16 protein-coding genes are annotated in these 16,172 nt (G+C 67.1%); 9 read left to right on the top strand and 7 right to left on the bottom strand.

Annotated features, from left to right (window positions below; all coding sequences use genetic code 11):
* Positions 1 to 150: 150 nt before the first annotated feature.
* Positions 151 to 882: a phosphonate metabolism transcriptional regulator PhnF gene (gene phnF / locus L5G32_RS18220; RefSeq protein WP_237012498.1), complete on the top strand. Its 732-nt coding sequence runs from the start codon at positions 151 to 153 to the stop codon at positions 880 to 882.
* A gap of 37 nt (positions 883 to 919) precedes the next feature.
* Here the strand turns inward: phnF and L5G32_RS18215 are convergent, their stop codons facing one another.
* The 4 genes from L5G32_RS18215 to L5G32_RS18200 all read right to left on the bottom strand — a co-directional run bounded on the left by L5G32_RS18215 (position 920) and on the right by L5G32_RS18200 (position 5,587).
* Positions 920 to 2,647 (bottom strand): PhnE/PtxC family ABC transporter permease, encoded by a 1,728-nt coding sequence (locus tag L5G32_RS18215; protein WP_237012497.1) that lies wholly within the window; start codon positions 2,645 to 2,647, stop codon positions 920 to 922.
* A complete protein-coding gene (phnC, locus tag L5G32_RS18210) occupies positions 2,641 to 3,456 on the bottom strand; it encodes a phosphonate ABC transporter ATP-binding protein (RefSeq protein WP_237012496.1) in 816 nt (271 codons plus the stop codon). Before phnC ends, L5G32_RS18215 begins: the two co-directional genes overlap by 7 nt.
* Before the next feature lie 22 nt (positions 3,457 to 3,478).
* Positions 3,479 to 4,426, bottom strand: a complete 948-nt coding sequence (locus L5G32_RS18205) for a phosphate/phosphite/phosphonate ABC transporter substrate-binding protein (protein WP_237012495.1) — start codon at positions 4,424 to 4,426, stop codon at positions 3,479 to 3,481.
* A gap of 228 nt (positions 4,427 to 4,654) precedes the next feature.
* Positions 4,655 to 5,587: an EamA family transporter gene (locus L5G32_RS18200; RefSeq protein WP_237012529.1), complete on the bottom strand. Its 933-nt coding sequence runs from the start codon at positions 5,585 to 5,587 to the stop codon at positions 4,655 to 4,657.
* 91 nt (positions 5,588 to 5,678) lie between these two features.
* Between L5G32_RS18200 and L5G32_RS18195 the strand changes: the two genes are divergently transcribed.
* Genes L5G32_RS18195 through rnhA form a run of 4 tightly spaced genes read left to right on the top strand, consistent with a single transcriptional unit; the run spans position 5,679 to position 7,985 of the window.
* Positions 5,679 to 6,587 (top strand): LysR family transcriptional regulator, encoded by a 909-nt coding sequence (locus L5G32_RS18195; protein ID WP_237012494.1) that lies wholly within the window; start codon positions 5,679 to 5,681, stop codon positions 6,585 to 6,587.
* Positions 6,588 to 6,635: 48 nt separating this feature from the next.
* On the top strand, positions 6,636 to 7,163 hold the full coding sequence (locus L5G32_RS18190) for a DUF1697 domain-containing protein (protein WP_237012493.1): 528 nt from the start codon (positions 6,636 to 6,638) through the stop codon (positions 7,161 to 7,163).
* Positions 7,160 to 7,498, top strand: a complete 339-nt coding sequence (locus tag L5G32_RS18185; protein ID WP_237012492.1) for a YidH family protein — start codon at positions 7,160 to 7,162, stop codon at positions 7,496 to 7,498. The genes L5G32_RS18190 and L5G32_RS18185 overlap by 4 nt, the downstream gene beginning before the upstream one ends.
* 22 nt (positions 7,499 to 7,520) lie before the next feature.
* Positions 7,521 to 7,985, top strand: a complete 465-nt coding sequence (gene rnhA, locus L5G32_RS18180) for a ribonuclease HI (protein WP_237012491.1) — start codon at positions 7,521 to 7,523, stop codon at positions 7,983 to 7,985.
* An 88-nt stretch (positions 7,986 to 8,073) separates the two neighbouring features.
* Here rnhA and L5G32_RS18175 read toward each other — a convergent pair whose 3' ends face one another.
* From L5G32_RS18175 to L5G32_RS18165, 3 genes are all read right to left on the bottom strand, one after another.
* Positions 8,074 to 10,083, bottom strand: a complete 2,010-nt coding sequence (locus tag L5G32_RS18175) for a YhgE/Pip domain-containing protein (protein ID WP_237012490.1) — start codon at positions 10,081 to 10,083, stop codon at positions 8,074 to 8,076.
* Positions 10,083 to 10,784 (bottom strand): ATP-binding cassette domain-containing protein, encoded by a 702-nt coding sequence (locus tag L5G32_RS18170; protein ID WP_237012489.1) that lies wholly within the window; start codon positions 10,782 to 10,784, stop codon positions 10,083 to 10,085. Before L5G32_RS18170 ends, L5G32_RS18175 begins: the two co-directional genes overlap by 1 nt.
* A gap of 108 nt (positions 10,785 to 10,892) precedes the next feature.
* Positions 10,893 to 12,113, bottom strand: coding sequence for a CoA transferase (locus L5G32_RS18165; RefSeq protein ID WP_237012488.1), 1,221 nt, complete (start codon positions 12,111 to 12,113; stop codon positions 10,893 to 10,895).
* Between the two features lie 87 nt (positions 12,114 to 12,200).
* Between L5G32_RS18165 and L5G32_RS18160 the strand changes: the two genes are divergently transcribed.
* From L5G32_RS18160 to L5G32_RS18145, 4 genes are all read left to right on the top strand, one after another.
* Positions 12,201 to 13,376, top strand: a complete 1,176-nt coding sequence (locus tag L5G32_RS18160; RefSeq protein WP_237012487.1) for an acyl-CoA dehydrogenase family protein — start codon at positions 12,201 to 12,203, stop codon at positions 13,374 to 13,376.
* Positions 13,376 to 14,161, top strand: a complete 786-nt coding sequence (gene fabG, locus L5G32_RS18155; RefSeq protein ID WP_237012486.1) for a 3-oxoacyl-ACP reductase FabG — start codon at positions 13,376 to 13,378, stop codon at positions 14,159 to 14,161. Before L5G32_RS18160 ends, fabG begins: the two co-directional genes overlap by 1 nt.
* The gene (locus L5G32_RS18150) at positions 14,158 to 14,988 is read left to right on the top strand and encodes an HTD2 family dehydratase (RefSeq protein WP_237012485.1); all 831 of its coding nucleotides are present in this window, start codon (positions 14,158 to 14,160) and stop codon (positions 14,986 to 14,988) included. Before fabG ends, L5G32_RS18150 begins: the two co-directional genes overlap by 4 nt.
* Before the next feature lie 90 nt (positions 14,989 to 15,078).
* The gene (locus L5G32_RS18145) at positions 15,079 to 15,852 is read left to right on the top strand and encodes an alpha/beta fold hydrolase (protein ID WP_237012484.1); all 774 of its coding nucleotides are present in this window, start codon (positions 15,079 to 15,081) and stop codon (positions 15,850 to 15,852) included.
* Positions 15,853 to 16,172 lie beyond the last annotated feature (320 nt).

The following is a 16,172-nucleotide window of genomic DNA, read 5'->3' as shown; positions in this document are numbered from 1 at the left end:
CCGATTAGTAGTTATCCAGTTATCTAGACATCTTGATGGTAGGGGCTGAACCGGTCCAGTTCGACGCGTGAGCGTGTCCGTCCCGGATCGCGGCGGTGAACTGTTCGTGAACAGGCACGATCGGTGATTCCGAGTAGTATTCGCACCACTATGTCGAACCCGACCAGATCCTCCAGCGGCTTCTCGGTGTGGCGACGGATCGCCGAGGAGCTGCGGCGGGAGATCGTCGACGGCGGACTCCCGCCGGACACCAGACTCCCGTCCGAAGCCCAGTTGGCCGAGCGATTCGCCGTGAACCGCAACACCGTGCGGCAGGCCGTCGCCTCGCTCGTCGCCGACCGTCTGGTGGTGGCCCGCCGCGGGAGCGGGACGTTCGTCGCCGAGCACACGCTGCTCGTCCATCGGATCGGCGTGCGTACCCGACTGCGCGACAGTCTGCGCGCAGGCTCGTCGGCCACCGGAATCCTGCTGGAGGAAGAGGTCGCGCCTGCGCCGCCGCCCATCGCCGAACGGCTGGGACTGGGCGACCGCCCCGCGCTCCGCCTGGAGATCGTTCGCGCCGTCGACGGCCGACCGATCTCCCGTGCCACCGGATGGTTCGACGCCGAGCGGGTGCCCGGGCTCGGCGCCCGCTTCCGCGAGCACGGCTCTATCACGGTCTCGCTCCAGGAGGCTGGCATCGCCGACTACGTGCGCGCGAGCACCGTCGTCGCCGCACGACACGCGACGGCTACCGAGCTGGCCGATCTCACACTCGACGAGGGAGCGGTCGTCCTCGCCGTGCAGGGCTTGGACACCTTGCCCGACGGGACGCCACTCCAGTTCGCAAGCACCCGTTTTCCAGCCGACCGGGTAGAGCTCGACATCGAGCAGTCCCTCTGACGTCGAGCGCGCCGGGCATCGAGTCACCCGGCGGGCCTCAATTGAACACTCGTCGCAGCCATACCGACAGGCCTTCCACCACCAGCACCGTCACGATCAACATGATGACCAAGAACGTCACCTGACCGTGCATGGTCGACATCGTCGACGCATTCGTCAGGTAGAAGCCGATGCCGCTGCCGCCCACGATCCCGAGGAGGGTCGCGGCGCGGATGTTCGTGTCGACGAGGTAGAGCGTGTTGCCGATCAACGACGGCACCGCTTGGGGCCACGTCGCCGAGAGATATCGCTGGCCCGGCGATGCACCGACTGCCGTCAACGCACGTTCGGGACCGGCGTCCACTTCTTCGCACGAGTCCGCGATGAGCTTGCCGAGCAGCCCGATGCCGCCGATGGCGAGCGCGACCGCGCCCGCCTGATTCCCGAGGCCGGTGACCATGATGAGGAAGATCGCCAGAACGAGTTCGGGGATACCGCGGAACACCACGAGGATCACGCGGAAGATACTGCGGACCACGCCGTTCGGAGCGATGTTGCGGGCCGCGAACGAGCCGAAGATCAGGGAGAAGACCAGGGAGAGCAACGCTGCACCGAACGCCACCTGGACCGTCACCAGGAGCGCCTCCCCGAAGTCGATCAGGGTGTGCGTACCGGTGTCTGGCGGCCAGAACCCTTGAATCGTCGGCCACACGTATCCCCAGGTGACGTCGCCGAACTCGATGTCGGCCAGCCAGTAGCTGCCGACGATCAGCGCGAGAGCGCCCGCCGTCCACGCCGCGTTGCGAACTCGGCGGGGCGACCATAGTCGGCGCGCCATCGTCTCGACGGTGACTGCCGATACCGTCGCCGGTGACGCGACGCGCGTGCGATGGACCCGATCGCGCGTCGCGCGGCGGACGATCGTGTCGCCAAGTCCCCGACCGGTGGGATGCACCCCGAGCAGGTTGCGACGGATCGTCGACGAGATCACCTCGACCACGACGCAGAGCACGAAGATCACGCCTGCGATGCCCAGGCCTCGCCCATAGCCTTGCGGAAAGTCCTCGAACGCGATCTTCATCGCGTAGCCGAGTCCGCCGACGCCCGCGTAGCCGAGGATCGCCGATCCGCGGAGGTTGATGTCGAAACGGTGCAGCGTCGTCGCGATCCACGACGGCATCACCTGTGGGAACACTCCGGACCAGAATTCCTGAGCGCGCGAACCGCCGACCGCTCGGATCGCCAGGCGCGGACCGTCGTCGATCTGTTCGATCGCGTCCGCGAACAGCTTCGAGATCATTCCGATGGAGTGGATGCCGATCGCCAGGACGCCGGGCAGCGGACTGCCGAGGACGAAGGTCAGCGAGAACGCCAGCGCCAGAACCACATCCGGTACCGCTCGGGTCACGACCCCGATCGCTCGTCCGATCCACAGGAGGCCTCGGGCCGGGGTGGTGTTGGACGCCGCCACCCAGGCCACCGGGACGGAGATCACGGCGGCGACGACCGTACCGAGGACGACGATGCCGAGAGTGAGGCCGATCAGGTACGCCAGGTCGCCGAGCGGCGGCAGACTGATCGGATCCATCAGGGCGAAGACGTCCCGCGCGTTGTCCAGACTCGACATCATGCTGGCCCACGAGAAGTCGAGCGAGACAAGAGAATAGACAGCGAAGACGCCGAGCGCGAGAAGCACGAACAGGCCTGCGGTCCGGCCCCGGTTGCGGGACGGGCGAGGCGCTGCGGGCGGCGTCTCGGGCCGCCGACGGTCGAGCGTCGTCACCATGACGACGCGCTCACGCCCGCCGGCGCGAACTCGGCGGGCGACGACGGCAGCCGGCCGTAGATCTCCATGACGCGCTCACGCGGGAGGGTCGGACCACACGGGCTGTCCATGACGACCTCGCCGCCGCGGAGTCCGATGATCCGGTCCGCCCAGCCGAGTGCCAGATCCACCTGGTGCAGGCTGCAGACCACGGTCAGTCCGCGGTCGGCCGCGATCTGTCGGATCAGGGACATGACCTGATCGCTGGACTCCGGGTCGAGGCTGGCGACCGGCTCGTCGGCCAGCAGGACCTCCGGGTCCTGCATCAGCGCGCGGGCGATGGCCACCCGTTGCTGCTGACCGCCGGACAACTGGTCGGCACGGTCGTACGCCTTCTCGAGGAGGCCGACGCGTTCGAGGTTCTCCAGCGCCGTGGTGCGCATGGCCTTCGGATACGTCCACAGCCCCAGCCGCGGTCCCCGCAGTCTGCCGAGCGCTCCGGTCAGGACGTTCTCGATGACGGTGAGTGGCCCGACGAGTTCGAACTGCTGGAATATCATCGCGACGTCGCCGCGCAGTCCGCGCATCTGCTTGGCACTGCACGACGTCAGCTCGCGACCGAGGACCGAGACCGAGCCCGAGGTCGGTGTGTCCAGTCCGTCGAGGTGCCGCAGCAGGGTCGACTTGCCCGACCCGGAGAGCCCGAGCAACACGACGACCTCACCGCGGCGAACCGTGAGGTCGACGCCGTTCAGGGCGGGAGTGGGACCGCCGAAGTCCTTCACGACTGAATTGACGTTGATGATCGGTGTGATCGTCTTGTTGGTCATGACAGATTCCGATCCGTTCCGGTCAGGACGCGCACTTGGCGGTCGGGATCTTCTTGCACAGGTCGCTGATGGCCTTGAAGTACGACTCGTCGACGGTCTGGGTGCCGAAGTAGCTCGACGTGAAACCGTCGTTCAGCTGCGCTCCCGATGCCTTGATCGCCTCCACGGAGGCGCCTCGCAGCGCCTCAGTCACCTTTGTCTTAGCGTCGGCGGGCAGGGTGGACGACACCGTGAACGGGCCGCCGGGGACGTACTCGCGGGCGAGGACCTTGACCTTGCCTGCCTTCTCGAGGGGCTGCGCCACCGTGTCTTCGGCGAAACCGACATCGCACTGCTTCGAGGCCACGGCCTGCGCCGACTTGTCGTGACTGCCGGCGAAGAAGGGCTTGAAGTCCGTGAACGTCGGACGACCGCTCGCGTCGGTGCCGTCGGCGTTCACGTTGATGCCGTTCTTGGAGAGCGCGTACAGGCCGAACAGGAAGCCCGATGTGGAGTTCGGGTCGACGAAGCACACCGACTTCCCCTTGGCCTGGGCGAGCGACTTGATCGGCGACCCTGCCGGGACGATGGCCTCCGAGTAGTAGCCAGCGTCCTTGACGTCCGGCGACGACAGGTTCGCGGCGACGGGATCGATCTTCGCGCCCTTGTTGACGGCCATCACGTACTGCAGGCCGCCCATGGTGCCGACGTCGGCTTTACCCGAGACGAGCGAGGCGATGAGCGCCGTGTAGTCGCTGGTCGGGTGGTATTCGACCTTGTACCCGGTCTTCTTCTCGAGGTATTCCTGGAGCGGCTTCCAGTTGGCGTCCGATCCGGCCTGGTCGGGGACGGCCGCGAACACGATGGTGTCCGCCGATTTGGCCCATCCTTCGGAGCCGGAGCTGGTCGAGGAGCATCCGGTGACCGCGGCCGCGGCGACGAGCGTCGCTGCGGTGACGGAGAGCATGCTCTTGATGCTGGGGATACGCATTGCGGGCCTTTCGGGGCGACGCGCACGGCGGAGCGGCGCGCGAGGTCGGGAGGTTCGGCGTCCGATCGAAGTCGGGACCGATTCGTTCAGAGGTACCGGCGACCAGAGTCGACGCACTCGGTGAACGCCGCGCGACGAGAGCGCTAGATCCACGTGAAGAACCCGGAACATGTCTACTTTTGTGGACAAGTTCCGAGGAAGCCGCTGACTGACGGCAGTGCCGAGGCGCTAGTCGGAGCAGCCCGCAGACGCCAGGACACGCGTCTCACCGGGCACGTCGACCTCCGTTTGAACGCTCTCTCGACGCGAGGAACTCAAAGTGGTCCCGACCGTCGCGGCGATCACAGCACAGATGGCGAGGGCAGGCAGCAGACCGATCGGCTGATGCAGCACGAGCAGCCCGACGAGGGCGGCCACGACGGGTTCGAGGCTGAGCAGCACGCCGAACACCCGCTCAGGCAGTCGACGGAGGGCGGCGATCTCCAGGCTGTACGGGATCACCGACCCGAGGAGTGCGATCGCCGCGGCGAGCGTGAGAATTCGCCAGTCGTGCAGGGCCGGAAGCGCTTGATGCGCTCCGATCGGAAGCAGCACGACTGCCGACACGGTGAGGGCTGCGGCGAGACCGCCCGTGCCGGGCACCGTCCTACTCACGCGGGCACCGGCCAGGATGTAGCCGGCCCAGAACAGCCCGGCAAGGAGCGCGCACGCGATGCCGACCAGGTCGAGCGACGACGACCCAAGCACGCTGTCGACGCCGAGCAGGCTCATCCCGATGAACGCCAGCCCGACCCACAGCAGGTCAGCGCGTCGCCGGGAGAGCACCGCCGACAGGACCAGCGGGCCGAGGAACTCGATCGCCACCGCCGTCCCCAACGGGATGCGACCGATGGCGGTGTAGAAGAAGCCGTTCATCGCGGCTGTCACGAGACCGAAGGCGACGACGGCCGCCCACTGGCCACGCCCCCAGCTGCCTAGTCGCGGGCGGACAACGACCAGGAGGACGGCGGCGGCGATCGCCAGACGCAGGAACGTGACGCCCCACGACCCCATCTCGTCGAACAGGTCGACGGCGATCGCGGCTCCGAACTGCAGCGAGGTACACGATCCGACGATCATGAGCACTGCGGCGCCTGGCCGCTGACCGTCGTTCGTCGTCATCACAGCGTCCAGTCTCCGTCCCGCAGTAGAGTCAGTCCAGCGAACCTTTCTGGCTGATACACATCAGCTGATCTAATGATTGGAGTTCCCGGTGCTGAATGTCGCTCGGCTGCGAATTCTGCGAGAACTGCATCTTCGGGGAACGTTGGCCGCCGTCGCGGAGGCGCTGACATACACACCGTCGGCTGTCAGTCAGCAACTGTCGCAGCTCGAACGCGAGGCCGGAGTTCCACTGTTGGAGCGGGTCGGACGAGGCGTCCGGCCGACCGACGCGGCGCTGACTCTCGTCGGACACACCGATGTGATCCTCACCCAACTCGAAGCCGCCGAGGCCGACCTCGCCGCATCACAGCCGACGGTGCAGGGCGTTCTGCGCGTCGCGCTGTTCCAGTCCGTCGTCCTCGAACTCGCTCCGGCCACCCTCACGCTCCTGGGCGAACGTCACCCGGCACTGCAGGTGGAGATCATCCAGCGCGACGAGGATCTGGCGAGCAGCGGGATGATGGCCCAGGAGTTCGACGTGGTCCTCGGCGAGGAGTTCCCCGGCCGACCGCATCCGATTCGGCCCGACGTGCACCGCGAGGATCTGCTTCGGGACTCGGTGATGTTGGCGCTGCCGTCGCACGGGCGGTGGGCCGACCTGCCGTCGACGCTCGACCGGCTCGCGGATGCACCGTGGGCGCTCGACCCGGAGGACACCGCGATGGGGGCCTGGTCGCGGGGCGTCTGCCGTGCGGCAGGCTTCGAACCGATCGTCCGGTTCGACACCCCCGACCCGTTGTTGCAGGCTCATCTCGTCCGCACCGGTCACGCGGCCGCATTGATGCCGTCGCTGTTGGCGGCACGGCATCTCGCCGGGACGCGGTTGGCGTCGCTCCCGGACGACCCGCATCGGATGCTCTACACCGCGACCCGCACGGGGCGGACCGCCCACCCGGCGGTCCGTGCGTTCCGCACGGCCATCGCCGAAGTCGCACACGCCCACCAGACGAACTCATGACGGACTAACGTTCAGGACATCCCGATCGAGGACACTGAGGAGCCGTCCGTGCCTGCATCACGCATCGTCTTGATCCGCGCCGTCAACGTCGGCGGCACCAAGCTACCGATGGTGCGCCTGCGACAGATCGCGACCGAACTCGGCGCCGACGACGTCTCGACGTACATTGCGTCCGGGAACCTGTTGTGCACGCCGCCTGGCGACCCCACCGAGTTCGATCGTGCTCTCGAGCAGGCGATCTCCGCCGAGTTCGGCTACTTTCGAGAAGTGATCAGCAGGACACCAGACGAGATCGCCGCCGCTCTGGCCGCATTCGCGTTCGGCGACGCCGCCCACGGCCACCTCTACTTCCTGACCGGGACTCCGAACGCGGCCGCCGCGGACGAGTTCTGCGCCCGCGACTTCGGAAACGGCGAGCGTCTCGCCGTCATCGGCCGCGACCTGCACATCGACTACCGAAACGGCGCCGGCGCGACCAAGCTGACGCCGAAGCTGATCGAACGCGCGCTCGGCGTCACCGGAACCGGCCGCAACCTGCGGACGAGTTCGACCCTCGTGGAACGAGCCCGCACATGAGCGAGCAGCCCAGCCCGCCCGGGTCCGTCGACGCCCGATTCACGCTCGCCGCCGAGCGCACGATGCTCGCGTGGATCCGAACCTCGCTCGGTCTGGTGGCCGCGGGCGTCGCCGTCCTGCACGTCATCGGCGAGTTCACCTCACCCGTCTTGCAGACCGTTCTCGGCGTCGGGCTTGTTCTGTTGGGGGCGGCGTGCGCTGCCGTCGGCGGACGACGTTGGTATCAGACGACGCACGCCCTCGAGAACGGCGGGCACATGCCCGGACCGTTCGCCATCTGGGTCCTCATCGGCGGCCTCGTCGTCGTCTCCCTGGCATTCGTCTTCGTCCGCTGACACCCCGGTAACCTCATGTCCCATGACTGACTCGCCCCTCGCTGCTGCGGCCAAGACCGTTGAGATCTCGACCGACGGTGCATGCCTCGGCAACCCCGGCCCCGGCGGCTGGGGCGCGATCCTCCGCTATGGCGACGTCGAGAAGGAACTGTCGGGGGCCGAGCCGGACACCACCAACAACCGGATGGAGCTCACGGCCGCGATCAAGGCGCTCAACGCCCTGACCCGGCCGTCGACGGTGATCCTCTACACCGACTCCAGCTATGTCCGGAACGGCATCACCAAGTGGGTCGCAGGCTGGGTCCGCAACGGATGGAAGAACGCGAGCAAGCAGCCGGTCAAGAACACCGACCTCTGGCAGGAGCTCATCGAGGCCGAGAAGGTTCACACCGTCGAATGGCGCTGGGTGAAGGGCCATGCGGGCGACAAGTACAACGAGATCGCCGACACGCTCGCCACGACGGCCGCGAAGACGTTGCGAGACTGACGCCGCCATCCCCCGGCTTCGACTCGCTCCGCTCGCTCAACCAACCGCAAAGGGCCTGCTGGCTCAACCAGCTGCGAGACGCGCGCCGTCACACTTCGATCGGCGGATACAGCTGGTCCATCGTTAGTTGCCGGTTTCGGCGCGCCGCCCACGAACTGATGGCCACGGCGACGACTATGACGCCGGCGAGGACCGCGACTGACGTCCACATTCGGCCGTCGACGCCGCCCGAGATCAGCTGTCTCAACCCGGTCACCGCATAACTCATTGGATCGTACGGATGCACCACTTGGGCGAGCTTCGCCGTCGTCTCCACCGGATATATGCCGCCGGATGCGACGATCTGCACCATCAGGAACGCCAACGAGACGACTCGGCCGACAGCCACTCCGAACAGCGCGTTGAACATCTGTATCAATGCTAGGAACGCGCCGGATATCAGCAGCATGAACGCGGCCATCCCCAGCGGATGCGCTGGATCGAGACCGACGGCGAAGTGCGCGACGAGGAACATCACGACGACCTGCGCGAGGGCGACGAGGATCGCGGGCCAGTACGACGAGAGCACCGAGCGGAGTCCGCCGAGACCGTCCAAGACCGGTCGTGTCTGTAGCGGTTTGATCAGCATCCAGATGATCAACGAGCCGATGAACAGCGCCAACGGCAGGAAGAACGGTGCGAAACCAGCACCGAACGTCGGTGCCCGATTCTCGGTGACCGAGCTCAGTTCGACGGGCTGCGACAGGTTGGCCGCAGTCTTCGCCTGTTGTTCGGAGTCGCCGAAGTCGGGGACCTGCTTGACGCCGTCGGCGAGCCCCGTCGACAACTGGTTCGCGCCGTCCAACAGTTTCGGGGTGCCGTCGGCGAGTTCACCGGCGCCTGCGGCCAACTGTTGGCTGCCGTCGGTGAGCTGCACGAGACCCGAGTTGAGCTGCCCGGCGCCCGCTGACAGTTGGTTGGCTCCGTCGACGAGTTCGCCGACTTTTCCGGGCAGTTCTCCGCTCTCCAACTGTCCGAGGAGGCCGCGCAGCCCCGAGTTCGGGTCACCGAGTTGGGCCGACAACGCCTTCGACTGTTGCGACAGCGTCGTCACTTGTTGCGTGGTGGTCGGGTCGACGCCTTCGGTCCGCAGGAAGTTCTGCACCGGGCGCAAGGCGGCCGCCAACGATCGCGCCGTCGGGTCATGGCTGCTGCGCAGTTGCGTGATCACGCCGCTCAACACCTGTTCGGCCTGCGACTGCCCCGCACCGATCGTGCCGATCCCGTCGAGCACCGTCGACGCCTTCTTGGTCAGGTCGGCGACGTCGTCGGCGTACTGCGTCGGTTTGAGCCCGGAGTTCGCGACGTCCTCGAGTGCGGTGGTGAGCGGCGCCGTCGCCTGGTCGACGCCGGACGCCAACTGTTGCGCGCCTGCCGCGAGTTCGGCGGACCCGTCCCGGGCCGTCACCATGTTGACGGCTAGCTCGTCGGCTCCGCTCGAGAGTTGTTGCGCGCCACTGTTGGCGGTGTCCATGCCCGCGGCGAGCTGCTTGGCGCCGTCGGCCGCCGTGGTCAATCCCTTGCCTGCAGAGACGAGTCCGACGAGGACTTGGTCGACCGCTTGCTCGCCGATCGCCCCGTTGACTGCTTCCGAGACCTGAGCTGCAGCGTTCTGCCCGATGATGCCTGCCAGATAGCTGTTGGCGTCGTTGTACTTGAACTCGATCGTCGCCTTGTGCGGGTTGTCGCTGATCGCCGAGGCGATCGCGCTGCTGAAGTCCTTCGGGATGGTGATGGTGAAGTAGTAGCGGCCGTGCGCCAGCCCGTCGGCGGCATCGGCCCGGTCCGTCGCCGTCAGGTCGAGCTGACCGGACTTCAGTAACTGGTCCTGCACTTGTTCGCCCGCGTTGAGCGACGTCCCCTGCGACTGCGCACCGACGTCCTCGTTGACGACGGCGACCGACACCTTGTCGACCTCGTCGAACGGATCCCAGAAGACCCACAGGTACATGGCGCCGTACAGGAGTGGCATCAGAATGATGGTGACCAACGCGATCTTCGGCATCGCGCCTTTGCCGTAGCGCGTGAACTCGGTACCGAGCGACAGTCCCGCCAACATCAGTTGGTCCCTTCTCCGTGCACAAGATCGTTTCCCGCCAGATTCGGCACCTCGACGACCGTTCGTATCCCCAGGTCGTCGTCGACCGGGTTACTCGTCGCACAGACGACCGTCTGCTCGCGACCCAACTCCACCAGTCGCTGCATCAGCGTCCGCTGGTCGGCGACGCTGCTCAACTGATCGACGCCGCCGACCACGAGCAGCGGCGTGCGGCGAGTATTCGCGAGGGCGATCCGCAGCAGCGAGACCTCGAGTTCGCTGAGGTCCTCGACGAATGCGCGCGGGTCCGGCAGCGGAAGCGGCCCCCAGACGGGGGCGCACACGTTCTGGACCGACTGCGCTCGTTTGCCGACGACCCGGTACCAGGGCGCGTCCCACCGCAACTTCTCGGTGACGAGGTCGATCACCCGGACCGCGTCGTAGACGGCGTCGAGGTCGTCGACGGCTCCGATCGAAGCGACCTTGAAGATGCGCTTCGGCGTCGTCTTCCCGAATACCGACAGCTCGCCCGACTTCGGCTTCATCCGGCCGGCGAGCGTCAACAACAGGCAGGTCCGACCCGAGCCGGCCGGGCCCCGGAGCACGGTCAGTCCACCCGCGGGGACGTCGAGATCGATCGGTCCGAACACCGGTCCCGACGGACCGTTCTTCCTCAGGCCCCGAGCAGCGACGGCAGCTGCGACGAGCGACGCGTTAGTCATGGATATTGACCATAATGCCGCAGGCAGGCGGACACGAGCGGTCGAGTGTCTGCGTGCCCGGACGAACGGTCACATCTCAGGCGTGCGGCGCGTCACCTGCGGGAGACGTCAGCCGATGACGCCGTCGCCGCGGAGCCGATCGAGTTCACCGTCGCCGAGTCCCAGTACCTCGGCCAGGACGGCGTCCGTGTGGTCTCCGAGCGACGGCGCGGGCACGGTTCCCGAGTACTGCGCGTCGAATCGCGCGGGCGAACTCGACGAGATCACCTCGCCGATGCCCGGTTGATCGAGCAGTGCGAGCACTGGCTGCGACGCCGGCTCGGCCGCGACCTGAGCCGGCGACCGGTACGGCCCCCACAGCACGCCCGCGGCGTCGAGCGCGGCCTGCACCTGCGCCGTCGACCGGTCGGCGAACCACGGGCTGAGCAGCGCCTCGATCACCAATCGGTGCGTCGCCCGGCCTTCGTCGGTCGCGAAATCGGTGCCGAGCGATTCGGCCAACGATGCGAGCACCTCGGTCATCCCGGTCGCTGTTCCGATCGCCGACCATTGGCGCGGTGTCAACGCCACGATCATGACGCGGTCGGCGTCGGCGGTTGCGAAGTCGACGCCGAAGCTGCCGTACATGTGATTGCCGTGCCGGACTCGGTCGCCGCGTTCGGCGGCCTCGGTGTACACGCCGAGATCGGCGACGGCGGCCGCAGCGACGTCGGCCAGAGCAATCTCGACCAGCGCGCCGCGCCCGGTCCGGTCGCGACGCCGCAGGGCCGCGAGCACCGAGGTGACGACTTGTTGGCCGCACAGCAGATCCCACGCCGGAAGCACGTGGTTGACCGGTGCATCGGTGCACGACGGCCCGGTCAACGACGCCATCCCCATCGCGCCGTTCACCGTGTAGTCGACGGCGGGACCGCCGTCGGCGCGACCTTGGACGCGGACAGCGATCACGTCCTCGCGACGGGCGCGCAACGCGTCGTACGCGAACCAGTCGCGGCCGACGGCATTGTCGACGACGATGCCCGCGTCCGGGCCCGGTGCGGTCGCCAGTGCGAGCAGCAAGTCACGGCCTGCCTCGCTGCGGACGTCGACGGTCACCGAGCGCTTGCCTCGATTGAGCGCAGTCCAATAGAGGCTCCTGCCGGTCCGCTTCGAGAGCGGCCACCGTCGCACATCGGCGTTCCCGCCGATCGGGTCCACCCGGATCACGTCCGCACCCAACTGCGCCAACGACATTCCCGCGCTCGGCCCGGCCACGAAACTCGCGAATTCGATGATCCGGATCCCGTCGAGGGGCAATGGTGCGGATGTAATCTGCGTCTCATCGGCCATAGGAGAGGATTGTATATTCGGCTGGCAGAACAGATTTCGCCGAGCAGTGCGCAGCAGATCGATCAACGATCGAACACGAGGAGGACCATGTCGCAGGTCAGTGCGGAAGACTTCGTCCAGATCAGAGACGCTGTGCGCGATTTCGTCCGCACGCGGGTTGTCCCGCGTGAACGCGAGATCGCCGACGCCGATGCCGTCCCCGATGATCTCGTCACCGCAGCAAGAGATATCGGTCTTTTCGGGTACGCGATCGGACAGGAGTGGGGAGGTCTCGGACTCGATCTGCAGCAGGACGTCGAACTGGCTCAGGAGTTCGGGTACACGGCACTCGCACTGCGGTCGATGTTCGGCACCAACAACGGCATCGCCGGTCAGGTCCTGGTGAACTTCGGGACCGACGAACAGAAGTCGACGTGGCTGCAGCGAATCGCGTCGGGCGACGTCGTGGCGTCGTTCGCGCTGACCGAACCCGGAGCCGGATCGAATCCGGCAGGTTTGCGCACACGAGCCGTCCAGCGGTCCGACGGGTCGTGGGTGATCGACGGCGGCAAGTGCTTCATCACCAACGCCCCCACCGCGAATCTGTTCGTGACGTTCGCGCGTGTCCGACCCGCGGACGACGACGGCCCCGGCATTGCAGTGTTCCTCGTGCCCGCCGACGCACCAGGCGTCTCGGTCGCCGATCGCGACAAGAAGATGGGCCAGGAAGGTGCATGGACGGCCGACGTGCACTTCGACGACGTCCACGTCGACGGTTCGGCACTGGTCGGCGGCAACGTCGACGTCGGCTACAAGGCTGCGATGACGTCGTTGGCTCGTGGTCGTGTGCACATCGCGGCACTCGCTGTCGGCTCCGCCCAACGGGCTCTCCACGAGTCGCTGCGCCACGTGGCCGTGACGACGCAGGGCGGGACGCCGATCGGCGACTTCCAACTCGTTCAAGCCCACATCGCCGACATGCAGACCGATGTCATGGCTGGACGCGCCCTGGTACGCGACGCCGCCGCGAAATGGGTGTCCGAGGAAGACCGTCGGATCGCGCCGTCGGTCGCGAAACTGTTCTGCACCGAAATGGTCGGTCGGGTCGCCGACACCGCCGTCCAGGTGCACGGCGGGTCCGGATACATGCGCGAGACCGTCGTCGAACGGATCTACCGCGACGTCCGGCTACTGCGCCTGTACGAGGGGACCAGCGAGATCCAACGACTGATCATCGGCGGCGGCCTGGTCCGCGAAGCCAAGAAACAAGCGAAGGGGAAGTGATGTCTCGACTGCGCTCGACAAACGGAGAAAGCGGCGGAGGTGCCAGCAACCTCCTCGCCGGAAAGGTCGCCGTCGTCACCGGCGCAGCGCAAGGCATCGGGTTCGCCGTCGCCGCGCGTTTCGTCGCGGAAGGCGCTCGCGTCGTACTCGGCGACCTCGACGCTGCGAAGGTCGCCGACGCCGCAGCCGCACTCGGCGGCGACGAGGCGGCACGCGGCGTCGCATGCGACGTCACGTCGGGCGACGACGTCCGGCGGCTCATCGATTCGGCAGTCGACGCGTTCGGCACCGTCGACGTCATGGTCAACAACGCGGGCATCACCCGCGATGCGACCATGCGCAAGATGAGCGAGGATCAATTCGACCAGGTGATCGACGTGCACCTCAAAGGCGTCTGGCACGGCACCCGGGCGGCCGCTGCGCACATGCGTGAACGAAAGACAGGATCGATCATCAACCTGTCGTCCATCTCCGGGAAGGTCGGGCTCGCAGGCCAGACCAACTACTCGGCGGCCAAAGCGGGGATCGTCGGCCTGTCGAAGGCCGCGGCCAAAGAGGTCGCGTATCTCGGTGTCCGCATCAACTGCATCCAGCCGGGCCTGATCCGCACCGCCATGACAGAGGCGATGCCCGAACGGATCTGGGATCAGAAGATGTCCGAGATCCCGATGGGACGCGCGGGCGAGCCGGATGAGATCGCGGGCGTCGCAACATTTCTCGCATCAGATCTGTCGTCGTACATGACCGGGACGGTGCTCGAAGTGACCGGTGGACGGTACATGTGAGTTGGGCGCCGCACACTGTCGTCACTGATGAGCTGGTCGATCCAGCTCCCGTCGCGGCGCTCTCCGCGCTGTTCGACGACGGGCTCGGAGCACCCGCACTCGGCGACGAACTGCCTCCACTGTGGCACTGGGCCGCACTCCCTCGGTGGGCGTCGTCGTCGGAGCTCAGTATCGACGGCCATCCGTTCCGCGGATCGTTCCTTCCGCCGGTCGACCTGCCGAGGCGGATGTTCGCCGGTGGACGCGTCGAGTTCGTCCGTCCGCTGCGGGTCGGTGACATCACTCGCCGCGAGTCGCGTGTCGCCGAGGTGACCGAGAAGAACGGGCGCAGCGGGAGACTCGTGCTGGTCACCGTGGAGACCGTTCTGCACGACTCGGCTGGTGAGCCCGCCGTGGTGGAGCGGCAGAATCTGATCTACCGGGATGCGTCGACGGTGTCCGACCAACGCCCCGAGCCGCCGGAGTTCGTCCCCGCGGGCCCACCGTTGACATGGACCGATGACGCGTGGACGTTCCGCACCGATCCGACGCTGCTGATGCGCTTCTCCGCCGCAACGGCCAACGCACACCGCATCCATTACGACTGGCCGTACGCGACCGGCGTCGAGGGGTATCCAGGGCTGGTGGTGCACGGGCCGCTGATGTCCCTGGCAGTGGCGCAGACCCACCGCCTGGCCGACAGTCCGACGGTATCGGCGATCGAGCATCGGAACGGTGCGCCGCTGTTCTGCGGACAGGACGCGACGATCATCGTCGACGAGTCGACGCGAACACTGATCGGTCCGGACGGACGTCCGCGCACGACGATCACCTTCATCACACGCTGAGCGCACCGCCGCGTCTTCGTCATACGATTGTTCACCTGGTGACACCTCGCGCCTCCGTGCGAACTCGCCACGATACGAACGGAAGCCCACATGCCCGCACCAGTCGATCTCGCCTACGAGCGACACGGACTCGCCGACGGTCCGACGATCGTGCTTCTGGGAGCGCTGGGCGCTGATCGTTCGATGTGGCGGCCCCAGATCAGCGGGCTCTCGGACGCACACGACGTCATCGCCGTCGACCTGCGCGGGCACGGCGAGTCGCCGGATTCCGTCGGCACATCCACCGTTGCTGCGATCGCCGACGACGTCGCAGCACTCCTGCGTCGCCTCGACGTCGGTGCCGCTCACCTCGTCGGTCTGTCACTCGGCGGCGCCACTGCCCAGGAACTCGCAATCACGCACCCCCACCTCGCCCGCACACTGACCCTCCTGTGCACGTCGGCGCGTTTCGGCGACCCCGAACCGTGGGTCGACCGCGCGCAGGCCGTACGGATCGACGGCACGGCGTCCGTCGCGGCGTCCGTCGTCGAACGGTGGTTCACTACCGCGTTCGCGCAACGCAATCCGGCGATCGTCGAACGGATGCGAGCAATGGTCGCCGCGACGTCCGACGAGGGGTACGCCGCGTGCTGCGAGGCGATCGCCGGGTTCGACGCCCGCGCCGACCTGGGGTCGATCAGCGCGCCAACCCTGGTGATCGGCGGCGCCGACGACCAGGCCGTCCCTCTCGACCACCAGCAGGTACTGGCCGACGGCATCCCGGGCGCCCGCCTGCAGATCCTCGACTACGCAGCGCACCTCGCCTCATACGAGCAGCGTTCCGTGGTGAACACGGCCATCGCCGAGCACATCGCGGATCACTAGCCCTTCCCGCCGGTCGAGCCCCACCACGCCGGTCGAGCGAAGTCGAGACCCCGCCGGTCGAGCGCCCCTCCGCCGGTCGAGCGAAGTCGAGACCCCCTCCGACGCACCGGGTTTCGACACGCCTCGTCGCTACGCTCCTCACCGGCTCAACCAACTACATGACCGCTAGTCAACCGCCGGTCGAGCCCTTCTCCGTTGGTCGAGCGGAGTCTCTAATAGATGGTGACTGGCCGGAGGCTGGTTGGGGGAGGATGGTTGCTGGCGCTTCGGGTATGACTTCGCGGAGTCTTGCCGCCCTACATTTTGGTGGGGTTGGCTTT

Source organism: Gordonia zhenghanii (assembly GCF_021738965.1).
GTDB lineage: Bacteria > Actinomycetota > Actinomycetes > Mycobacteriales > Mycobacteriaceae > Gordonia > Gordonia zhenghanii.
This window is presented reverse-complemented; position numbering and strand designations above follow the sequence as displayed.